This is a genomic window from Streptomyces sp. KL116D, from assembly GCF_030766975.1.
Taxonomy (GTDB): Bacteria; Actinomycetota; Actinomycetes; order Streptomycetales; family Streptomycetaceae; genus Streptomyces; species Streptomyces longispororuber_A.
This window is the reverse complement of record NZ_JASERH010000066.1, coordinates 40,140-60,892: the sequence shown is the minus strand read 5'-3', so window position 1 is coordinate 60,892 and position 20,753 is coordinate 40,140. Positions and strand designations below refer to the sequence as shown.

At 70.8% G+C, this 20,753-nt stretch carries 22 protein-coding genes; 9 read left to right on the top strand and 13 right to left on the bottom strand.

Annotated elements, in window-relative coordinates; all coding sequences use genetic code 11:
* Positions 1 to 243 precede the first annotated feature (243 nt).
* Positions 244 to 885, bottom strand: a complete 642-nt coding sequence (locus RBJ77_RS27625) for a DNA-3-methyladenine glycosylase (RefSeq protein ID WP_372347506.1) — start codon at positions 883 to 885, stop codon at positions 244 to 246.
* A 157-nt stretch (positions 886 to 1,042) separates the two neighbouring features.
* Between RBJ77_RS27625 and RBJ77_RS27620 the strand changes: the two genes are divergently transcribed.
* The 3 genes from RBJ77_RS27620 to RBJ77_RS27610 all read left to right on the top strand — a co-directional run bounded on the left by RBJ77_RS27620 (position 1,043) and on the right by RBJ77_RS27610 (position 3,114).
* Positions 1,043 to 1,825: a sporulation protein gene (locus RBJ77_RS27620; protein ID WP_372347505.1), complete on the top strand. Its 783-nt coding sequence runs from the start codon at positions 1,043 to 1,045 to the stop codon at positions 1,823 to 1,825.
* An 80-nt stretch (positions 1,826 to 1,905) separates the two neighbouring features.
* Positions 1,906 to 2,448 carry a YbhB/YbcL family Raf kinase inhibitor-like protein gene (locus tag RBJ77_RS27615; protein ID WP_255980474.1) on the top strand — a complete coding sequence of 181 codons (543 nt, stop codon included), beginning with the start codon at positions 1,906 to 1,908 and terminating at the stop codon, positions 2,446 to 2,448.
* Between the two features lie 156 nt (positions 2,449 to 2,604).
* A complete protein-coding gene (locus RBJ77_RS27610) occupies positions 2,605 to 3,114 on the top strand; it encodes an HNH endonuclease (protein ID WP_255980476.1) in 510 nt (169 codons plus the stop codon).
* 72 nt (positions 3,115 to 3,186) lie between these two features.
* Here the strand turns inward: RBJ77_RS27610 and RBJ77_RS27605 are convergent, their stop codons facing one another.
* The 3 genes from RBJ77_RS27605 to RBJ77_RS27595 form a co-directional block, all read right to left on the bottom strand.
* Entirely contained in the window at positions 3,187 to 4,122 is a 936-nt protein-coding gene (locus RBJ77_RS27605) for an SPFH domain-containing protein (protein ID WP_372347504.1), read from the bottom strand.
* Between the two features lie 123 nt (positions 4,123 to 4,245).
* Positions 4,246 to 4,677: an NfeD family protein gene (locus RBJ77_RS27600; RefSeq protein ID WP_255980480.1), complete on the bottom strand. Its 432-nt coding sequence runs from the start codon at positions 4,675 to 4,677 to the stop codon at positions 4,246 to 4,248.
* 70 nt (positions 4,678 to 4,747) lie between these two features.
* Complete coding sequence (locus RBJ77_RS27595; RefSeq protein ID WP_255980482.1) at positions 4,748 to 5,545, bottom strand: ABC transporter ATP-binding protein; 798 nt, start codon at positions 5,543 to 5,545, stop codon at positions 4,748 to 4,750.
* A gap of 165 nt (positions 5,546 to 5,710) precedes the next feature.
* Between RBJ77_RS27595 and RBJ77_RS27590 the strand changes: the two genes are divergently transcribed.
* Positions 5,711 to 6,493, top strand: a complete 783-nt coding sequence (locus tag RBJ77_RS27590) for a hypothetical protein (RefSeq protein WP_372347503.1) — start codon at positions 5,711 to 5,713, stop codon at positions 6,491 to 6,493.
* A 96-nt stretch (positions 6,494 to 6,589) separates the two neighbouring features.
* Here RBJ77_RS27590 and RBJ77_RS27585 read toward each other — a convergent pair whose 3' ends face one another.
* The 4 genes from RBJ77_RS27585 to RBJ77_RS27570 form a co-directional block, all read right to left on the bottom strand.
* Positions 6,590 to 6,829, bottom strand: coding sequence for a chaplin (locus RBJ77_RS27585; protein WP_372347502.1), 240 nt, complete (start codon positions 6,827 to 6,829; stop codon positions 6,590 to 6,592).
* Positions 6,830 to 7,149: 320 nt separating this feature from the next.
* Positions 7,150 to 7,395: a chaplin gene (locus RBJ77_RS27580; protein ID WP_255980487.1), complete on the bottom strand. Its 246-nt coding sequence runs from the start codon at positions 7,393 to 7,395 to the stop codon at positions 7,150 to 7,152.
* A 190-nt stretch (positions 7,396 to 7,585) separates the two neighbouring features.
* Positions 7,586 to 8,227, bottom strand: a complete 642-nt coding sequence (locus RBJ77_RS27575) for a response regulator (protein WP_372347501.1) — start codon at positions 8,225 to 8,227, stop codon at positions 7,586 to 7,588.
* Positions 8,220 to 9,365 carry a GAF domain-containing sensor histidine kinase gene (locus tag RBJ77_RS27570; protein WP_372347500.1) on the bottom strand — a complete coding sequence of 382 codons (1,146 nt, stop codon included), beginning with the start codon at positions 9,363 to 9,365 and terminating at the stop codon, positions 8,220 to 8,222. Before RBJ77_RS27570 ends, RBJ77_RS27575 begins: the two co-directional genes overlap by 8 nt.
* Before the next feature lie 181 nt (positions 9,366 to 9,546).
* Between RBJ77_RS27570 and RBJ77_RS27565 the strand changes: the two genes are divergently transcribed.
* From RBJ77_RS27565 to RBJ77_RS27555, 3 genes are all read left to right on the top strand, one after another.
* A complete protein-coding gene (locus RBJ77_RS27565; protein WP_372347499.1) occupies positions 9,547 to 10,245 on the top strand; it encodes an SDR family NAD(P)-dependent oxidoreductase in 699 nt (232 codons plus the stop codon).
* On the top strand, positions 10,242 to 11,324 hold the full coding sequence (locus tag RBJ77_RS27560; RefSeq protein ID WP_372347498.1) for an S-adenosylmethionine:tRNA ribosyltransferase-isomerase: 1,083 nt from the start codon (positions 10,242 to 10,244) through the stop codon (positions 11,322 to 11,324). Before RBJ77_RS27565 ends, RBJ77_RS27560 begins: the two co-directional genes overlap by 4 nt.
* Before the next feature lie 284 nt (positions 11,325 to 11,608).
* Positions 11,609 to 12,370 carry a transglycosylase SLT domain-containing protein gene (locus RBJ77_RS27555; protein ID WP_372347497.1) on the top strand — a complete coding sequence of 254 codons (762 nt, stop codon included), beginning with the start codon at positions 11,609 to 11,611 and terminating at the stop codon, positions 12,368 to 12,370.
* A gap of 111 nt (positions 12,371 to 12,481) precedes the next feature.
* Here the strand turns inward: RBJ77_RS27555 and RBJ77_RS27550 are convergent, their stop codons facing one another.
* Positions 12,482 to 15,019 carry an FHA domain-containing protein gene (locus tag RBJ77_RS27550; RefSeq protein WP_372347496.1) on the bottom strand — a complete coding sequence of 846 codons (2,538 nt, stop codon included), beginning with the start codon at positions 15,017 to 15,019 and terminating at the stop codon, positions 12,482 to 12,484.
* Between the two features lie 269 nt (positions 15,020 to 15,288).
* On the opposite strand from RBJ77_RS27550, the gene RBJ77_RS27545 reads away from it, so the two are divergent.
* On the top strand, positions 15,289 to 16,929 hold the full coding sequence (locus tag RBJ77_RS27545) for a streptophobe family protein (protein ID WP_372347495.1): 1,641 nt from the start codon (positions 15,289 to 15,291) through the stop codon (positions 16,927 to 16,929).
* A 98-nt stretch (positions 16,930 to 17,027) separates the two neighbouring features.
* Positions 17,028 to 18,275 carry a phosphoserine phosphatase SerB gene (serB, locus tag RBJ77_RS27540; RefSeq protein WP_372347494.1) on the top strand — a complete coding sequence of 416 codons (1,248 nt, stop codon included), beginning with the start codon at positions 17,028 to 17,030 and terminating at the stop codon, positions 18,273 to 18,275.
* Between the two features lie 30 nt (positions 18,276 to 18,305).
* On the opposite strand, the gene RBJ77_RS27535 is transcribed toward serB, so the two are convergent.
* From RBJ77_RS27535 to RBJ77_RS27520, 4 genes are all read right to left on the bottom strand, one after another.
* Positions 18,306 to 18,824 (bottom strand): histidine phosphatase family protein, encoded by a 519-nt coding sequence (locus tag RBJ77_RS27535; protein ID WP_372347493.1) that lies wholly within the window; start codon positions 18,822 to 18,824, stop codon positions 18,306 to 18,308.
* An 85-nt stretch (positions 18,825 to 18,909) separates the two neighbouring features.
* Entirely contained in the window at positions 18,910 to 19,116 is a 207-nt protein-coding gene (locus RBJ77_RS27530) for a hypothetical protein (protein WP_372347492.1), read from the bottom strand.
* Positions 19,117 to 19,291: 175 nt separating this feature from the next.
* Positions 19,292 to 19,411 (bottom strand): SGM_5486 family transporter-associated protein, encoded by a 120-nt coding sequence (locus RBJ77_RS27525; protein WP_255967042.1) that lies wholly within the window; start codon positions 19,409 to 19,411, stop codon positions 19,292 to 19,294.
* 29 nt (positions 19,412 to 19,440) lie between these two features.
* Positions 19,441 to 20,745, bottom strand: coding sequence for a CynX/NimT family MFS transporter (locus RBJ77_RS27520; RefSeq protein WP_372347491.1), 1,305 nt, complete (start codon positions 20,743 to 20,745; stop codon positions 19,441 to 19,443).
* Between the last annotated feature and the right edge of the window lie 8 nt (positions 20,746 to 20,753).

The window sequence follows — 20,753 nt, the reverse complement described above, 5'->3', positions numbered from 1 at the left end:
AGATTTCATTTCCGGTGGCCGTTGGAGGGCCTTTGCCTTTCGGCGTGTCCACTACGTTAGCGGATTTCCCTGGCAACTCATAATCGAGTTTCGCGAGTTCGAATTCCGGCATGCGGGCACGCCGAAAAGACTCCGTCGAGGGAGATCGTTCGTTGGTAGTGGTTTGGCCGCTTCCGGCTGCAGGCTGAACGCCGTACCCGGGTCAAGCGGCTCGGGCTACATTACGGATCCCGCAAGGCCGCGTCAAGTTCGGCGGCGGCGCGGGGTGTGGGCCCGATAAGGGCTCACCGTCGGGTCGTTGGCGATCCAGAAGCGCCAGGGGTGGACTCCCCCTTCGCCGGACACACCGGTGCGTGGGCCGTTGCGTACCTGGTCGGCGGGAACGGGCGTGCCGTGCAGGAGCGTCAGAGGGGAGTCGGTGGCGGCGCAGGCGTCCGTGCCGTCGAGGGAACGGTCCACGTCCAGGGCCGTGGCCAGGCGCGCAGGGCCTTTGGCCAGTTCCTTGTCATGGCGGGCCGACAGTCGACGCTTGCGGGCGAGCTCGGCGCCTTCGGTGATCTCGCCGGCGCGCAGGAGGACCGCGCTCGCCGTGCCCGGGTCGCCGCACACCAGGTTCATGCAGTGCCACATGCCGTAGGTGAAGTAGACGTACACGTGGCCCGGCGGACCGAACATCACGCTGTTGCGGGCGGTGCGGCCTCTGTAGGCGTGCGAGCCGGGGTCGTTCGGACCGTCGTACGCCTCCACCTCCGTGAGGCGGAGTTCGATCGGACCGTCCGGTGTGGCACGTACCAGGGTGCGGCCCAGGAGGTCCGGAGCGACCTCCAGTACAGGGCGGTCGAAGAACTCCCGGGCGATGGGCGTACGGTCAGGGGCCGCGATCATGCCCTCCGAGGGTAGTGGAACCGGCAGGGTGGGATGCGGAACCGGGCGCGGGCCCACCGCGTTTGTAGTCAGCAGTAACAGCAGTAGTAGAAGACAGTCAGTAGTGGTCGTGACCGGCATCGCGGGATCGCGGTTCTCGTACGGAGGAGATCTAGTCATGGGGTTCAAGCGGCTGTTGGCGAGTCTGGGTGCGGGCGGGGCGTCCGTGGAGACCGTGCTCACCGAGGTCAATGTCGTGCCCGGTGGTGTCGTGCAGGGCGAGGTGCGGATCCAGGGCGGATCCGTGGACCAGGACATCGAGGGGCTGTCCGTGGGGCTCCAGGCACGGGTCGAGGTCGAGGGTGCGGACCAGGAGACCAAGCAGGACATCGAGTTCACGAAGGTGCGGCTCGGCGGCGCCTTCGAGCTGAAGGCCAACGCCGTGCACGCGGTCCCGTTCGGGCTGGAGATCCCGTGGGAGACGCCGGTCACGATGATCGACGGGCAGGCGCTGCGCGGGATGAACATCGGGGTGACCACGGAGCTGGAGATCGCCCGGGCCGTCGACTCCGGTGACCTCGACCCGATCAACGTGCACCCGCTGCCGTCGCAGCAGGCCATCCTCGACGCCTTCATCGGGCTCGGGTTCCGGTTCAAGAGTGCGGACATGGAGCGGGGGCACATCCGCGGTACGCGGCAGAAGCTGCCGTTCTACCAGGAGATCGAGTTCTTCCCGCCGCAGCAGTACCGGGGGCTGAACCAGGTCGAGCTGAGCTTCGTCGCCGACGACCGGGAGATGGACGTCGTACTGGAGATGGACAAGAAGCCGGGGCTGTTCAGCGAGGGCAGCGACACCTTCCGGTCGTTCGTCGTCGGGCACCACGACTTCCAGGGCACGGACTGGTCCGCGTACCTGCACCAGTGGCTGTCCGAGGTCGGCAGCAAGAAGAACTGGTTCTAGGGGCTCGGGGTTCTAGGGTTTCGGAAGCAGGGTCGGCAGACTCTGTGGGACCAGGGTTCCGTAGATCCAGGAGGTTCGTTGTGACCGAGCAGCCCGAGCGGGCTCCGCTGCCGCATGCTTTTCACCCACAGGTGCCGTCGTTCACGGTCGTGAGCGATGACTTCGAAGCGGGTGGGGTGCTCAAGGACGACCAGGTCTACGCGGCCGGGAACACGTCGCCGCACCTGCGGTGGGAGGGCTTCCCGCCGGAGACCAAGAGCTTCGCCGTGTCGTGCTTCGATCCGGACGCGCCGACCGGGAGCGGATTCTGGCACTGGTCCGTGATCGACATCCCGGTCTCGGTGACCGAGCTGCCGGTGGGCGCGGGCAGCGGCACGTTCGAGGGACTTCCCGAAGGCGCCGTGCAGGTGCGCAACGACTACGGGAGCAAGGACTTCGGTGGGGCCGCGCCGCCGCCCGGGGACCACCCGCACCGTTACGTCTTCACCGTGTACGCCGTGGACCAGGAGAAGTTGGGTCCGGATTCCGACGGTTCGCCCGCGTTCGTCGGTTTCAATCTGCGGTTCCACGCGCTGGCGCGCGCCCAGGTCGTCGCCGAGTACGCGGCGCCCGCGGAGAGTTAGCGTTCACCGAAGCGTTCACGGAACGTTTGCCCGCCTCTGGTCTTGGAAGTGATCAGAGGCGGGCAGTTTTTATTGCGTTGTCCATCTCGGCGTGCACGGCCAGAGTTGACGCACGGACGCCGAGGGGTGATCCGGTGCGTACGGGAGGTGGGCAGGATGCGGGACACGCTGGTGCTGAACGCGAGCTTCGAACCGCTCTCGACGGTGACGTTGAACCGAGCGGTCGTGCTGGTGCTGCAGGACAAGGCCGTCGTCGAGCAGGCCCACCCCGAGCTGCGGATGCGCGGTGCCGCGCTCGACATACCGGTGCCGCGGGTGATCAGGCTGTGCAGGTACGTACGGGTGCCGTTCCGAAGACGCGCGCCGTGGTCCAGGCGGGGTGTGCTCGTGCGGGACCAGCACCGGTGCGCGTACTGCGGCCGGCGGGCGACGACCGTGGACCACGTCGTGCCGCGGTCCCAGGGCGGTGCGGACTCCTGGCTGAACACGGTGGCGTCCTGCGCCGAGGACAATCACCGCAAGGCGGACCGGACGCCGGAGCAGGCCGGGATGCCGCTGCTGCGGGAGCCCTTCGAGCCGACGCCGGCCGACGCCATGCTGCTGTCGCTGCGCACGGACGGACGTGAGGCCCTGCCGGACTGGCTGGGGCAGGGCGTCGCAGCGTAGGCGCCGCGTGCACGAAGGGGCCCGCCGACCTGATGGTCGGCGGGCCCCTTCGTGTCGTCGTCCGTCGTGTCGTCAGTCGATCGGCGGCTGTTCCCTGCGCTCCTTCGGGGCCGACGGGGCCGAACCGCCCGCCATCGGGCCGAAGTTGCCGATCGCGCCGGACAGGCCCTTGAGTGCGTCGCCGATCTCGCTGGGGACGATCCACAGCTTGTTGGCGTCGCCCTCGGCGATCTTCGGGAGCATCTGGAGGTACTGGTACGAGAGCAGCTTCTGGTCCGGGTCGCCCGCGTGGATGGACTCGAAGACCGTGCGGATGGCCTGCGCCTCGCCCTCGGCGCGCAGGGCCGCGGCCTTCGCCTCGCCCTCCGCGCGGAGGATCGCCGACTGCTTCTCGCCCTCCGCCGTGAGGATCTGGGACTGGCGGATGCCTTCGGCGGTGAGGATCGCGGCGCGCTTGTCACGGTCGGCGCGCATCTGCTTCTCCATCGAGTCCTGGATGGAGGTGGGCGGTTCGATCGCCTTGAGCTCGACGCGGTTGACGCGGATGCCCCACTTGCCCGTCGCCTCGTCGAGGACGCCGCGCAGTGCCGCGTTGATCTCCTCGCGGGAGGTCAGGGTCCGCTCCAGGTCCATGCCACCGATGATGTTGCGGAGGGTGGTGACCGTCAGCTGCTCGATGGCCTGGATGTAACTGGCCACCTCGTAGGTCGCGGCGCGGGCGTCGGTCACCTGGTAGTAGATGACGGTGTCGATGTTGACGACCAGGTTGTCCTGGGTGATCACCGGCTGCGGCGGGAACGGCACGACCTGCTCGCGCAGGTCGATGCGGTTGCGGATGGAGTCGATGAACGGGACGACGATGTTCAGGCCGGCGTTCAGCGTGCGGGTGTAGCGGCCGAAGCGTTCCACGATGGCGGCGCTGGCCTGCGGGATGACCTGGATGGTCTTGATCAGGGCGATGAAGACCAACACCACCAGAATGATCAGGACGATGATGATCGCTGACATCGCGTCTCCTGTGCCCTTCGTACCGTCGTCGTTCCGGCTTCGCCGTATTCGTCGTACCGGAAGATCATGAGATCTTGCTCGTCGAGTTTGTCAGAACCACCCTGGTGGCGTGGCGAGTTCGGGTCAGATGACGATGGCGGTGGCCCCCTCGATGTCGACCACGTCGACCTGGCGGCCCGGTTCGAACGTCGCGTCGGCGTCGAGGGCGCGGGCGGACCAGATCTCACCGGCCAGTTTGATGCGGCCGCTGCTGCCGTCGACCTGCTCGACGACGACGGCCTGCTTGCCCTTCAGGGCGTCCACGCCCGTGGCCAGTTGGGGCGGTTCCGTGCGCTGCCGCTTGGCGATGGGGCGTACGACGGCGATCAGCGCGCACGACACCGCGGCGAAGACCACGACCTGGAGAACGGCACCGCCGCCGAGTCCTGCTGTCACGGCGCCGGCGACCGCGCCGACGGACAGCATGCCCAACTCGGGCATGGCGGTGATGACCAAGGGAATACCGAGCGCGGCCGCTCCGATCAGCCACCACACCCATGCGTCGATGTCTGCCACATGGTCATGGTAGATCCGCTGGTGGCCGTGCGGACAGGGGACGACCGGCCCGCACGGCTGCGCGGGGCCGTCAGCTCAGGGGCAGACCCGTGGCGGTCCAGCGCTCGCCCTTCTGCTCGACGACCAGGGGGAGGCCGAAGCAACGGGAGAGGTTGCGGGAGGTGAGTTCCAGCTCCAGCGGGCCGGCGGCCAGGACCTTGCCCTGACGGATCATGAGGACGTGCGTGAAGCCGGGGGCGATCTCCTCGACGTGGTGCGTCACCATGATCATCGACGGGGCGATCGGGTCGCGGGCGAGGCGGCCGAGGCGGCGCACGAGGTCCTCGCGGCCGCCGAGGTCGAGACCCGCGGCGGGCTCGTCGAGGAGCAGCAGCTCGGGGTCGGTCATCAGGGCGCGGGCGATCAGGGTGCGCTTGCGCTCGCCCTCGGAGAGGGTGCCGAACTTGCGGTCCAGGTACTCGCTCATGCCGAGGCGGTCGAGGAAGGCGCGGGCGCGCTGCTCGTCGACGTCCTCGTACTCCTCCTGCCAGCCGGCCGTCATGCCGTACGCGGCCGTGAGCACGGTCTGCAGGACGGTCTGGCGCTTGGGCAGCTTCTCGGCGAGCGCGATGCCGGCGACGCCGATGCGCGGGCGCAGCTCGAAGACGTCCGTGCCGGGCTTGCCGAGGGTCTCGCCGAGGATCGTGGCGGTGCCCTGGCTCGGGAACACGTAGCTCGAGGCGACGTTGAGGAGGGTGGTCTTGCCGGCGCCGTTCGGTCCGAGGATGACCCAGCGCTCCCCCTCCTTCACCGACCAGGAGACCTGGTCCACCAGAGCCCGGCCCTCGCGGACCACGGATACGTCCTCCAGCTCCAGTACATCGCTCATGAGCGCGTTGTCTCCCATTGCAGTCTCGGCTGTCTCGTGCGTCCGTGCCGTGTTCGGTTTGTTCGTAACCGGACGCCGCCCCCAGGCAAACCTACGCCACTGGCCCGGTGGTCCATTCCATCGGCCGGGCTTTTGACCTCGCCCGGGGCTTCTAAGGTGGGGCGCATGCTCTCGGAACCACGCTCTGGACGTCTGGCCGCATGGGGAAATGCCCTGTTGGGCGGTTTTGTCGCACCTGATGACGCGGTGCTCGCCATTGTGGGTGAGGACGCGGTGCACCGTGTCGAAGGACTCCCCGGGGAGTCCGCCCCGGTCGGGCTGACGCTGGCGCTCGGGCGGCTGCGGGCGCTCGGGGCGAGCGGGCTGCGGGTGGCGCTGCCCGCGCCGGGACATCCGCTGGGACTCAGCGGACCTCCCGAGTTCAACGCGCGGGCCCTGGACGCCGAGGAGGCCGTCGTCTGCCACGGGGTGGCGCTCGGGCTGGTGCCCGAGGTGTACGAGGCCGGGCCGGACGGCGACGTCCACGTCGAGGTCGTCTGGCACTGCCTGCCCGTGCGGGAGGCTCCGCCGGCGGACGTGCCGTCCCTCGGCGAGGCGGAGCGGGAGCTGGCGGAGGCGCTGCGGGACGCCACGAACGTGCTGACGAAGCTGGACGTGGCCGGTTCGGGGCCGGTGGCGGAGGCCGCGATCGACGCGTACCGGGCCCGGGCCGACCGGGGCCGTGAGGTGCTGGCTCCCGGGTATCCGGCGCGGGCCGTGCGGGTGCTCGAGCTGGCGCAGCGGGTGGGGCTGCTCGTCTCCGTGGCGTACGAGAGCGGGCACGGCGGGGCGGTGAGCGCTTCGGAGATGGGGGCTCGGGCCGTCGCGTTGCGGCCCGTCGAGCGGACGGCGCGGCGGGCTCAGGTGGCCGCGTACAACTCCTTCGTGGAGGAGCGGGAGCGGGGCTGAGGTTCGGGGCGCGCTGCGGCACGCCCTCGTCGTGCGAGAAGGCCCCTCGCGGACCTGGTCCGTGAGGGGCCTTCTGTGCCTGTGCGGCAGGGAGCGTCAGAGGTTCGACGCCATGTTGCCGAAGGCGGGGTTCAGGACGCCGATCACGTTGACCGAGTTGCCCGAGGCGTTCACCGGGACGTGGACCGGGACCTGGGCCTGGTTGCCGGAGGCGACGCCCGGGGACTGGGTGGCCGCGCCCTCCGCCTCGGAGTCGGCGAAGGCGGCACCGGCGGACGCGCCGGCGGCGAGGCCCGCGACGGCGAGGGTCAGGGCGGCCTTCTTGGCAATGCTCATGGGAAGTGTTCCTCCAGAAGTAGCGGTGCGACCCAGCCACGGGGTCGCACGCTGAGCAACGCGTGGGCCGGTCGGACGACACGGGGTGGGCGCGGCTTGCCCTCGATTGGATCAATCGGCCGACGAACGGGTCGAAGCGGCGTTCCCCTGCGGGAGTTGAGGTCGAACAGCCGTGAGGGACGGCGGTGTCGCCCGGTCGGGGCGGAGAACGGACCGGCCCCCCGGGGGATTACCCGGGGGGCCGGTGGTCCTGTGGACCCTGAGTTCGAGTCAGCCGTGACCCGTCGCGATCAGCAGCGACCGGTCGTGATCGGCCGTGATCAGCCGTTGAAGCCGCCGTTGCCGAAGGCCGGGTTCAGCACGCCGATGACGTTGGCGGTGTTGCCCACGGCGTTGACCGGGATGTGGATCGGGGCCTGGATGAGGTTGCCCGAGCCGACGCCCGGCGACTTCGAGGCCTTGCCGTCGGCGTGCGCACCGTCAGTGGCGGAGGCGAGACCGGCACCGGCGGCGACCAGGCCGCCGGCGACGAGGGTGACAGCCGCGGCCTTCTTCAGGTTCTTCACTTCTAGCTCCTCCTTGCGGTTGCCGCGGCCAGCCGCCGCAGCATGCACTGGAGAACGCCGGAGGGCCCGGCGGGGTACGCCGGACGGTGGACATCTACACGACAGTATGAATCTCACAACGGAGCGGAACCGTCCACGGCGCCGTGCAGTAGTGCGCCGGAGCACGGTCGCCCGGACGAGGGCGTGGGGGTCAGCCGGTGACCCCGTGCCGGACGGCCCACAGGGCGGCCTGGGTGCGGTCCGCCAGGTCGAGCTTCATGAGGATGTTCGACACGTGGGTCTTCACCGTCTTCTCGGAGAGGACGAGGGCGCGGGCGATCTCCCGGTTCGAGCGGCCGTCCGCGATCAGGCCGAGCACCTCGCGCTCCCGCTCGGTGAGCGAACTGCCTCTCCCCTGCCCGTTGTTCGCCTGCTCCTGGGAGAGCAGGGCGCCGGCCACCTCGGGCTGGAGCAGGATGTGGCCGGCGTGCACGGACCGGATGGCGCCGGCCAGTGCGTCGGGGTCCACGTCCTTGTAGACGTACCCGGCGGCGCCGGCGCGCAGGGCCGGGACGACGGTGCGCTGCTCCGTGAAGCTGGTGACGATCAGCACCCGCGCCGGATTGTCCAGCTCGCGGAGCTTGCGCAGTGCCTCCACGCCGTCCATGCCCGGCATCTTGACGTCCATCAGGACGACGTCGGGCTTCAACTCCTCGGCGCGGTCGACCCCTTCGGCGCCGTCGGCCGCCTCGCCGACCACCTCGATGTCGTCCTGGATCTCGAGGAACGTGCGCAGTCCCCTGCGGACGACCTGGTGGTCGTCGACCAGCAACACCTTGATTGCGTCAGCCACCGGGGACCTCCATCTCGATCGTGGTGCCCTTGCCGGGCTCCGATTCCACTGCGAGCCGCCCGCCGACGCCGCTCGTCCGGTCGTGCATCGAGACCAGGCCGAGGTGGCGTCCCGCGCGGCGTATCGACTTCGGCTCGAAGCCCTTGCCGTCGTCGCTGACGCGGAGCACGGCGCCCGCGCCCCGCTTGTCGAGCGTCACGTCGACGCACTGCGCCCCGGAGTGCCGCAGTGCGTTGTGCAGCGCCTCCTGGGCGACGCGGAGCATCGCCTCCTCCTGGGCCGCGGGGAGGGCGCGGATGCCGTCGCAGCAGAACGTGACCCGTGCGCCGTGGGCCCGGTCGAGCACCTGGATCTGCGTACGGAGGGTGGCGACCAGGCCGTCCTCGTCCAGTGCGGCGGGGCGCAACTCCACGACGGCGGCGCGCAGTTCGTCGGTGGCCTCCGCGGCGAGCGCGACCACGTGCTGCAACTCGTCCTTGGCGCGGGCCGGATCGCGGTCCACGAGCTTCGCCGCCGCCTGCGCGGTCAGGCGGAGCGAGAAGAGCTTCTGGCTGACGGCGTCGTGCAGTTCGTGCGCGAGGCGGGAGCGCTCCTCGGCGATGGTGAGCTCGCGGCTGCGCTCGTAGAGCCGGGCGTTCGTCAGGGCGATCGCGGCGTGCTGGGCGAGGATCTGGAGCAGCTCCTCGTCCTCCTGCGTGAAGCCGCAACCGCCTTGCGGCTTGGGGCACTTCTTGTTCGCGAGGAAGAGCGCGCCGATCGTCTCGTCGCCGTCCTTGATGGGCAGGCCCAGGAAGTCGGACATGTCCGGGTGGGCGGACGGCCAGCCCTCGAAGCGGGGGTCCTTGCGGACGTCGGCGAGGCGCTCGGTCTTCGCCTCGCGCAGCATCGCGGCGAGGATGCCGTGCTGGCGCGGCAGCGGGCCGATGGCCTTCCACTGCTCGTCGCTGACGCCGTCGACGACGAACTGGGCGAAGCCGCCGTGGTCGTCGGGCACCCCGAGCGCCGCGTACTCGGCGTCGAGCAGCTCGCGCGCGGAGGCGACGATCGTCTTGAGGACGTCGCGCACCTCCAGGTGCCTGCTCATGGCCAGCAGCGCGGCGCTGACCGCCGCAAGACCAGTCCGTGGACCTTGACTCATGAGCTCACCGTACCGGCGGGGTGTGACGGCGCGTATCGGTCCTGTGGCGGCGCCCGCCTAGGGCCCTGGGCTTAGGCCGAAGGGCCCGTGGGCGTCGCGACCCGCGTACGAGGTGCCCGGGCCCCCACCGTTCCTACGTTGAAGGCACACGCAGAGATGGCGGACCAAGGGGACGGTTGTCATGACAGTAGCGATCATCACGGGGGCCTCACGGGGATTCGGGCGGGCGCTCGCCACGGCGCTGGCCGAGCGGGGCTGGGATCTGGTGCTCGACGCGCGGTCCCCCGGGCCGCTGGAGGAGGTGGCGGCGGGGTTGCGCAGGCACGGCGGGGCGGTCGTGGCGGTGCCGGGTGACGTCACGGACGGCGGGCACCGGGTCGAGCTGATCGCGGCGGCCTGGGAGCTGGGCGGTCTCGATCTGCTGGTGAACAACGCGGGGGTGCTGGGCGCGGAGCCGCTGGTGACGCTCGGCGAGCACGGGCTCGACGCGTTCCGCAGGGCGCTGGAGGTCAATGTGGTGGCGCCGCTCGGACTGCTGCAGGAGGCGCTGCCGCTGCTGCGCGAGGCGCACGACGGGGCGGTGATCAACATGAGTTCGGACGCGGCGGCCGAGGCGTACCGCACGTGGGGCGGTTACGGGGCGACGAAGGCGGCCCTCGACCAGCTGTCGGCCGTGCTCGGGGTGGAGGAGTCCGGCCTGCGGGTGTGGGCGGTGGATCCGGGCGGGATGCGGACGAAGATGCTGGCGGCGGCCGAGCCGGACGAGGATCTGAGCGGCGTGCCACGGCCCGAGGACGTCGTGCCCGGGTTCCTGCGGCTGCTCGACGAGCGGCCGGCCAGCGGGCGGTACGCGGCGCCTTCTCTGCTGGAGGCGCGATGACGCTCGCGCTGCGGGTGCCGGAGGAGCTGTCGGCGCGGGTGCCCGCCGAGCAGCGGGGTCCCGGCCGGGACAGATCGTCGGTGCGGCTGCTGGTGTCGCGCGGCACGGAGGTGGCGCACCACCGCTTCCCCGAGCTGCCGGAGGTGCTGCGGGCCGGGGACCTGCTCGTGGTGAACACCTCCCCCACGCTGGCGGCCGCCGTGGACGGGACGGACGGGCACGCGCGCGTGGTCGTGCACTTCTCCACGCGGGGCGACGACGGGCGGTGGGCGGTCGAGCTGCGGGTTCCGGACGGGCGGGGCACCACGCGCCCGCGCGCGGGCGGGCCCGCGGGTTCGGTGGTGTCGCTGCCCGGCTGTGTGCACCTCGTCTTCGAGGAGCCGGTCGCGGCGGGGAACGAGCGGCTGTGGTGGGTGCGGGCGACCGGGGACGTGCCCGCGCTGCTGCGGGCGCACGGGCGGCCGATCCGCTACGCGTACACGGAGCGGGACCAGCCGCTGTCCGCCTATCAGACGGTGTTCGCGCTGCCGTACGCCGACGGGGCGGGCAGTGCGGAGATGCCGAGTGCGGCGCGGCCCTTCACGGAGCGGATCGTGGCGCAGCTGGTGAGCCGGGGTGTGCAGTTCGCGCCGATCACGCTGCACACGGGGGTCGCGTCGGCGGAGTCGCACGAGCCGCCCTATGGGGAGCGGTTCGAGGTGCCGGAGGCGTCGGCGCGGCTGATCAACGCGGCCAGGGCCGGGGACGGCCGGGTGATCGCCGTGGGCACGACGGCGGTGCGGGCCGTCGAGTCGGCGGCCGGGGACGACGGGGTGGTGCGGGCGGCGCGCGGCTGGACGGAGCTGGTCGTGACGCCGGAGCGCGGGGTGCGGGTGGTGGACGGGCTGCTGACCGGGCTGCACGAGCCGGAGGCGTCCCATCTGCTGATGCTGGAGGCGGTGGCGGGGCGGGCGGCCGTGAGCCGTACGTACGAGGAGGCGCTGCGGGGCCTCTACCTGTGGCACGAGTTCGGCGACGTCCATCTCATCCTTCCGGAGCAGGCGCCTCACGCTGCGCGTTGCACTGGCAACTATTGGTGAGATCGGCGGGTGCCCGCTGTGACGCCGCGCATAGGGCGCACATCACGTACGAAGGTGCCTAGTGGATAAGTAAAGGACCAAAGTCCCGAGGCGGGGCGGGGGCCAGGAGTCGAGAGCCGACTCCTGGCCCCCTTTCGCATGCCCCCGGTCCACTACCCGGCTTCGTACGTCACACCTTTGCCACGGAATTTTGCGCCCGCTAAGAATGGCCCTCGTCGCTGAGCGCCGAACGGTTGTACCCGCGGTGCTCGTGCCCCAAACACACTTCGAGAGGTCCCCATCTCATGTCCAAGCACGCCCCTTCCGGCCATAGTCGCCTGACCCGCACCCACAAGTTCTCGATGGCCGGTGTCGCCGCCCTCGGTGCCGCCGCCCTCGCGGTGACGCTGGTGCCGGGTCATGACACGCAGGCGTCGGCCGAGACGGTCTCCGCCGCCCCCGTCGCCTTCCCGACGGCTGCCGGTACGCAGCAGGTCAAGGACGTGCACGACAGCGTCACCGGCCAGCAGGCCGCGGCGTCCGAGAAGGCGAAGCAGGCCGCCGCCAAGCTGAAGGCCCAGCAGGACGCCAAGGCGAAGGAAGAGGCGCAGAAGAAGGCCGACGCCGAGGCCAGGGCGAAGGCCGATGCCGCGGCCAAGGCGAAGGCCGAGGCGGACGCCAAGGCGAAGCGCGAGCGCGAGGCCAGGGAGGCCGCCTCCCGCGCCGCCGCCCGCAAGCCGGTCTACGCCAACAACCTGGACGGCTGGATCAAGCAGTCGCTGGACATCATGAAGTCCAAGGGCATCCCGGGTACGTACAACGGGCTCTACAGCAACATCATGCGCGAGTCCACGGGCAACCCGAACGCCATGAACGGCTGGGACATCAACGCCCAGAACGGCACCCCGTCGATCGGCCTGCTCCAGGTCATCCAGCCGACGTTCAACGCGTACCACGTCGACGGCACCTCGACGAACATCTACGACCCGGTCGCCAACATCACGGCCGCCGCGAACTACGCGGCCGACAAGTACGGCTCGATCGACAACGTGAACAGCGCGTACTGAGACTCTCTGCCGGGACCTCAGGGTCCTCAGCACGCCGACCCCCACGACGGAGAAGGGCGGCACCCGCGCGGGTGCCGCCCTTCTCCGTCGTGTCTCTGTCGTGCGTGACGACTACTTGCGCATGACCTCGGGCTCATGGCGGCGCAGCAGGCGCGCGACCGCGAAGCCGCAGATGATGCCGAGGGCGAGCAGCACCGCGATGTTGATGCCCCACTGGCCGACCGAGTGCTCCCACAGCGGGTCGAGGTCGTTCGGCTTCTTCGGGTCCCACGGCGGCATCAGGTGCGCCAGGTCCAGCGTGGCGCCGGCGGCACCGATCGCCCAGCGGGACGGCATCAGCCAGGCGAACTGCTCCAGGCCGATCGAACCGTAGATCTGGAAGAGGACTCCGGTGAAGACGACCTGGACGATCGCGAACATCACCAGCAGCGGCATCGTCTTCTCGGAGGTCTTCACCAGCGAGGAGATGACCAGGCCGAACATCATCGACGTGAAGCCGAGCGCGATGATCGAGATGCACAGCTCGACGGCCGGCGGCATCAGGAGACCTTCCTTCGGAAGGTCTCGCGGCGTGAAGGCGATGGCGCAGATGATGACGCCCTGGATGGCCGTGATGAAGCCGAGGACGATGACCTTGGACATCAGGTACGCGGAGCGGGACAGGCCGGTGGCCCGTTCGCGCTCGTAGATGACCCGTTCCTTGATCAGTTCTCGGACCGAGTTGGCCGCGGCCGAGAAGCACATGCCGACCGCGACGATCAGCATGATCGTGCCCGCGTCGCCGTTGAACTTGGACGGCGGCTTGGGCGGCGCCAGGCCGAAGTCGGCCGGGATGACCACCGAGACGATGCCGAGCACCGCGGGCAGGATCACCATCAGGCCCATGAAGCCCTTGTCGGAGGCGATCACCGACACGTAGCGGCGGATCAGCGTGATCAGCTGCGCGCCCCAGGGCTGCGGCTTGGGCGGCTTGACCGCCGCGGGCGGCGGCATCTGCACGGACTGCGGGGCGACGGCGTCGATGTCGGCCGCGTACATCTGGTAGTGCTGCGAGCCCTTCCAGCGGCCCGCCCAGTCGTAGTCGCGGTAGTTCTCGAACGCCGAGAAGACGTCGGCCCAGGTCTCGTAGCCGAAGAAGTTGAGCGCTTCCTCCGGCGGGCCGAAGTACGCCACCGAGCCGCCCGGCGCCATCACGAGGAGCTTGTCGCAGATCGCGAGCTCGGCCACCGAGTGGGTGACGACGAGGACCGTGCGGCCGTCGTCGGACAGGCCGCGCAGGAGCTGCATGACGTCGCGGTCCATGCCCGGGTCGAGGCCGGAGGTCGGCTCGTCCAGGAAGATCAGCGACGGCTTGGTGAGCAGCTCCAGGGCCACCGACACGCGCTTGCGCTGGCCACCGGAGAGGGAGGTGACCTTCTTCTCCTTGTGGATGTCCAGCTTGAGCTCGCGCAGCACCTCGTCGATGCGCTGCTGGCGCTCCTGCTCGCTGGTGTCCGCGGGGAAGCGGAGCTTGGCCGCGTACTTGAGCGCCTTCTTGACGGTCAGTTCCTTGTGCAGGATGTCGTCCTGCGGGACCAGACCGATGCGCTGGCGCAGCTCGGCGAACTGCTTGTACAGGTTCCGGTTGTCGTAGAGGACGTCGCCCTGGTTGGCCGGCCGGTAGCCGGTCAGTGCCTTGAGCAGCGTCGACTTGCCGGAGCCCGACGGGCCGATGACGGCGATCAGCGACTTCTCCGGGACGCCGAAGGAGACGTCCTTGAGGATCTGCTTGCCGCCGTCGACGGTGACCGTCAGGTGGCGCGCGGAGAAGGAGACGTCACCGGTGTCGACGAACTCCTCGAGCCGGTCGCCGACGAGGCGGAACGTCGAGTGGCCGACGCCGACGATGTCGTTCGGGCCGAGCAGCGCGCTGCCGCCCTTGGCGATCGGCTGGCCGTTGACGTACGTGCCGTTGTGCGAACCGAGGTCGCGGATCTCGAAGCGGCCGTCGGGCGTCGCGTGGAACTCGGCGTGCAGGCGCGAGACCTGGAGGTCGGAGACGACCAGCTCGTTCTCCAGCGCACGGCCGATGCGCATGACGCGGCCGAGGGCCAGCTGGTGGAAGGTCGTCGGGCTGCGGTCGCCGTAGACCGGCGGCGCCCCCGCGACTCCACCGGGTCCCTGCTGCTGCGGCACCTTCTGCACCGGCGGCTGCTGCCACTGCTGCTGTTGCTGCTGCGGCGGCTGCGCCTGCTGGGGCGCCTGCTGCGACCAGCCGGGCGCACCGCCCTGCGGCTGCTGCTGCGGCGGTGGCTGCTGGGCGAGGCCGGCGGCCTGCTGCTGCGCCTGGTGCGGCGAGGCGACCGCGGCGGCCTGGGCACTGCCCTGCACGCTCAGGCGCGGCCCGTCGGTTGAGTTGCCGAGGTGGACGGACGATCCGGGCCCGATCTCCATCTGGTGGATCCGCTGGCCCTGGACGAAGGTGCCGTTGGTCGAGCCGTGGTCCTCGATGACCCAACTGCGGCCGCCCCAGCTGATCGTGGCGTGACGCCAGGACACCCTGGCGTCGTCGAGCACGACGTCACCCCCCGGATCACGACCGAGGGTGTACGGCCTGGACGGATCGAGCGTCCAGGTCCTGCCATTCAATTCCAGTACGAGTTCAGGCACTCCATGCCCCACTGAGTTGTCCCCCGAGTATTGCCCCCGCCATGGGGAGTCTAGGGATGTCGAACATCGTGAGGAACTATTTCAGGAAGGCCCCCATGACCGAAAGTCGGGCCTTGCGTCGGGGGTTGTGAAGACTCCCCGGCGGCCCCGGTGTGCGCCCCGTTGACGCGGCAGATTTGGCCCCGGAGAGTGGTGAGTGCCCACAACTCCCTACGGATCATGCGCAAATGGGAAAACAGGGGCGATGCGGTACGGATCGGGGGGTCCTGATGGAGACCGGCCAACACGCGACCCGGCGCGGCGGCGTGCCCCTGGGCGATCTGCTGCTGTCCGCGATCGCCGCGGTGAGCTGGGCGTTCATCGCCATGGCGGGCGTCGCGGCGCTCGGACTCCATCTGCTCGGGGCGGACTCGGCGGGCTCGCTGGGCCCCATGACGGCCGCGGTCGTGGCACTGGGGGTCGGCGGGCGCGTGACGCCGTCCGGCGACGTCTCGGCCTTCGGCCTGCAGGGCGCGCAGGCGGACACCGCGATCGACGTCGCACCGCTCGGGGTGGGCCTGGTGGGCGCGCTGCTGGTCAGCTGGTTCTTCCTACGGTCCTTGCGCGGCGCGGGAGTTGAGGTCTCGCCCGGCGAGCTGCTGGCCCGGGCCGGCGCCGTGGTCGTGCTCTTCGTGGGGATGCTGGGCGGGCTCGCCTGGGCGGGTCACGACATCATCACGATTGACGGTTCGAAGCTGGGGCTGAACGACATTCCGGGCGCCGGGGACCTGCCGGGCGACATCGGCGACAAGCTGCCGGGCGGCATCGGCGGGCTGCTGCCCGACCGGCTCGGCGACCTCGCGGACGCCAAGGCATCGGTGGGGTTCACCGTGCAGACGGGGGCGACGCTGCTGGGCGGCGCGGCGTTCGTCGTCGGCGTCCTGCTGATCGCGCTGCTCGCGTCGCGGCGCACCCCGCTGCCGCCGGCCCTGGGCGCCGTGCACCGGGTGGTCAGGCCGGCCGCGTCCGCGCTGGTGACCGTGGTGCTGGTGGCGGTCCTCGCGGGGCTCGCCGCGGCGCTGTACGCGATGATCGGCGACGACCACCCGAAGCGGATCGCGGGCGCGGCGCTGCTCGGCGCGCCGAACGGGGTGTGGCTCGCCCTCCCGCTCGGCATGTTCGTGCCGTGGGACGGCAAGGCGACGGGGGCGCTCGCCCAGGTCCTCCCCGACCCGCTGGACGACTTCCTGCGGCTCTCGTCGGACCAGCCGGTGACCCTGGGGCGACTGGCCGAACTCGACGGCAGGGTCTGGCTGTTGGCCGTGGCGGTGGCCGTGATGATGCTCTTCGCGGGGGTCCTCACGGCCGTGCGCACACCGCTGGACCGGGGAGCGCTCGGGTTCGCGGGGCGCTGCGCGCTGCGGCTGGGCGTGGTGACCGCGCTGGCGATGCCGCTCCTGGTGTGGCTGACGGACGTCTCGGCGGGCGCCTCGCTCTCGGTCCTCGGCTTCGACGCGTTCGACGCGGGCATCGAACTGCACGGGCACCTCGGCATGGCGGTGCTGCTCGGGGCGGCGTGGGGTGCGGGGGCCGGGGCGCTCGGGGCGCTGCTGGCGTACGGGACCGGGGCCGCGGGCGGGCGGGTCGCCGCACTGGCCGGGGCCGCGCCGCCCGCGCGGGCTTCGACGTACGAGCAGGCCGGGCCGTACGAGCCGAGCCGCCCGTACCGACCGTCGAACCCGGACACCAACCCGTACCTCAAGAACCCCTACGACGAGCGGACCGACCTGACGGGCGCCCCCACCCTCGCGAGCCCCATCCGTCCGGACCTGCCGCGCCGCCGCGGCAAGAACACCAAGGGGGAGTGGCCGGCACCGCCTCCGCCGCCTCCGCCGCCCGAGGTGAACAGGGGCGACGAGAACAGGAGGTGAACGGGGCCGGGCGGGACACCCCCCGGCCCCACGAAGATCGTCCGGCACTCGGACCGGCGGAGCACCTTCGCACGCAGGCCCGATAACGTAAGCCCATCATGAGCGCTTCGCAGCCCCAGCACCCCGCTGATGTCCCGGCCGGCACAGAACTCGCCGCGGCCGATGTCCCGACCCTTCTGGTCAAGATCTTCGGCAAGGACCGGCCCGGCATCACCGCCGGCCTCTTCGACACCCTCGCCGCCTACTCCGTCGACGTCGTCGACATCGAGCAGGTCGTCACCCGTGGCCGCATGGTCCTGTGCGCCCTGGTGACCGCGCCCCCGGCCGGCCTCGAAGGCGACCTGCGGTCCACCGTCCACAGCTGGGCGGAGTCGATGAAGATGCAGGCCGAGATCATCTCCGGCATCGGTGACAACCGGCCGCGCGGCCTCGGCCGCTCCCTGGTCACCGTGCTCGGGCACCCGCTCACCGCCGAGTCGACCGCCGCGATCGCCGCGACGATCACCAGTACCGGCAGCAACATCGACCGCATCTTCCGGCTCGCCAAGTACCCCGTCACCGCCGTCGAGTTCGCGGTGTCCGGCACCGAGACGGAAGCGCTGCGCACCGCGCTCGCCATAGAGGCCGCGAAGCAGGGCGTGGACGTGGCGGTCGTCGCGGCCGGGCTGCACCGGCGCGCGCAGCGGCTCGTCGTGATGGACGTCGACTCGACGCTCATCCAGGACGAGGTGATCGAGCTGTTCGCGGCGCACGCGGGCTGTGAGGCCGAGGTCGCCGAGGTGACGGCGGCGGCGATGCGCGGCGAGCTGGACTTCGAGCAGTCGCTGCACGCGCGCGTGGCGCTGCTCGCGGGGCTCGACGCGTCGGTCGTCGACAAGGTCAGGAGCGAGGTGCGGCTGACCCCGGGCGCGCGCACCCTGATCCGGACGCTCAAGCGCCTCGGCTTCCAAGTGGGCGTGGTCTCCGGCGGGTTCACCCAGGTCACGGACGATCTGAAGGAGCGCCTCGGGCTCGACTTCGCGCAGGCCAACACGCTGGAGATCGTCGACGGGAAGCTGACCGGCAAGGTGACCGGCGAGATCGTGGACCGGGCGGGCAAGGCGCGGCTGCTGCGCCGGTTCGCCACGGAGGCCGGGGTGCCGCTCGCCCAGACCGTGGCGATCGGCGACGGCGCGAACGACCTGGACATGCTGAACGCGGCCGGGCTCGGTGTCGCCTTCAACGCGAAGCCGGTGGTCCGGGAGGCCGCGCACACCGCGGTGAACGTGCCGTTCCTGGACACCGTCCTCTATCTGCTCGGCATCACGCGCGAAGAGGTCGAGACGGCGGACCTGCACGAGGCGTAGGGCAGCCTGTCCCCCGGAGTCGTGTGAGGGCTACTCGCTCGGCGCCCAGTAGTCGACGAGCGTGGCGGTGCCCGGCTCCAGGCTCTTCCACGGGCCGGAGAAGGTGAGGACGGCGAACGCGGCGGTCGGGAATCCGCGCCGGTCCAGCCGCTCCCTCGCGTCTCCCTCGGACTCCGGGGCGAGGATCTCGGTGAGGGCCTGCACTCCGGGGTTGTGGCCGATCAGGACGGCGTTGCGCACGTCGTCCTGGGTCTCGTTCAGGAGGGCGATCAGCTCGCCCGGTGACGCCTCGTAGATCCGCTCCTCGTAGACCGTCTTCGGTCGCTCGGGGAGTTCGGCCACGGCGAGCTTCCAGGTCTCGCGGGTGCGGGTGGCGGTCGAGCAGAGGGCCAGGTCGAACGGGACTCCGGAGTCGGCCAGCTTGCGGCCGGCGACGGGTGCGTCCCTGCGGCCCCGCTCGGCGAGCGGCCGCTCGTGATCGTTCACCTGAGGCCAGTCCGCCTTGGCATGCCGGAAAAGGACAATCCTGCGGGGTTCTGCGACGCTCATGGGTCCCAGCTTCGCATGAAACCGGGCGCGGGGCGCAGGGAGTTGACGTGCTCCCCCGGCACGGGTGAACAGCGGCTGAAAGGTGTCAGGGAAGCACGAGTTCCCTGGCGCGCTCGAGGATGTGGGCGAGGCTCGGGTCACCCGCCGCGGCCTGCGCGTCGGACGGGTTGAGGATCAGCAGGAGCAGCGCCACGAAGGCGACGGCCGGCAGCGCGACGGCCCACCAGGGCAGCCGGATGTCGACGCCACCGGTGACTGCCGGGCGGGTCCGGGTGTGCGTGGGGGCCGACATCGGTGCCTCCGTGGTCCGTGGTCTTCTTCGTCCGTGTCGCCGACGGTCCCGGCGACACTTCGAAGGTACGGACCCGGGGGCCTTCGACCCATCCGGTGATCCACCCACTTCACCCTGACACTGGCCCCCTAGGGGATGGTGGAGTTAACCCCACCCCCTGGGGCCGCGTGTCAGGTCACGGCGATGCGATGGTCGCGATGATGCCGACGATCACGGTGACGGCCAGCATCGCGCCGAGCACCAGAAGAAGCTTCTTCTGGCCGTTCTGGGGATTGGGTTCGAGCACAGGCGACATGCGGCAAGTGTCGCACCCGTCCCCCGCCGTCAGGACGCCGGGGCGCCCTCGGGTGCGACCGTCGCCTCGTCCTCGACCGTGCGGTTGCGGCCGGCGAGGACACCGATCACGATCTGCGGCACCATCAGCGTCGCCATCAGGGCGATCGGCACGCCCCAGCCGTCGGTGGCCTCGTACAGGACGCCGACGAGCAGCGGGCCGGGGATCGAGATCAGATAGCCGGTGGACTGGGCGAACGCGGACAGCTTGACGACTCCTGCGCCGGTGCGGGCGCGCATGCCGACCATCGTGAGGGCCAGCGGGAAGGCGCAGTTGGAGATGCCGAGCAGGATCGCCCACGCCCAGGCCCCGGACGCCGGGGCGAGGTAGAGCCCCGCGTATCCGGCCAGACCGCACACGCCGAGCGCGATCACCATCGGGCCCTGGCTGGGCAGCCGGGCGGCGACGCGCGGGATGACGAAGCCGAGCGGCACGCCCATCACCATGGTGACGGCGAGCAGCAGGCCCGCGGTCGACGCGGAGACGCCGGAGTCCCGGAAGATCTGCGCCATCCAGCCCATCGTGATGTACGCGGCGGTGGCCTGGAGGCCGAAGAAGACGGCGAGCGCCCACGCGGTGCGGCTGCGGGTGATGCGCAGCCCGTCGCCGTCGGCGTCGGCGGTCGCGGAGCGCGTGACGGGTGCGGCGGGGGCCGGGCCCTTCTCCCGGACGAGCGGGATCCAGGGCAGCACGGCGGCGGCGCCGAGCGCGGCCCACACGGCGAGGCCGGTCTGCCAACTGCCGCCGAGGGCGTCGGTCATCGGCACGGTCGCGGCGGCGGCGAGGGAGGTGCCGGCCGCGAGGGCCATCGAGTAGACACCGGTCATGGAGCCGACGCGGTCGGGGAACCAGCGCTTGACGATCACCGGCATCAGGACGTTGCTGACCGCGATGCCCATGAGGGCGAGGGCGCTGGCGACCAGGAAGCCGACCGTGTTGCCCGTGTACGGGCGGATGATCAGGCCCGCGGTGATCGCGGCCATGCCGGCGCAGACGACGGCGCTCGCGCCGAAGCGCTTGGCGAGCCGGGGCGCCATCACGCCGAAGATCGCGAAGCAGAGCGGCGGCACGGAGGTGAGCAGTCCGGCGACGCCGCCGCTCATGCCGAGGCCGTCCCGGACCTCTTCGAGGAGGGCGCCGAGGCTGGTGATGGCCGGTCGCAGGTTCAGCGCGGCGAGGACGATGCCGACGGTGACCAGCCGCACCGCCCACGCGCGCGGGGCGGTTTTCTCCTCGCGTACGGGGGTCTCGGCGGTCGGTGGTGGTGCCATCGTCGGGGTTTCCTCACTAGCCATGAGACCCA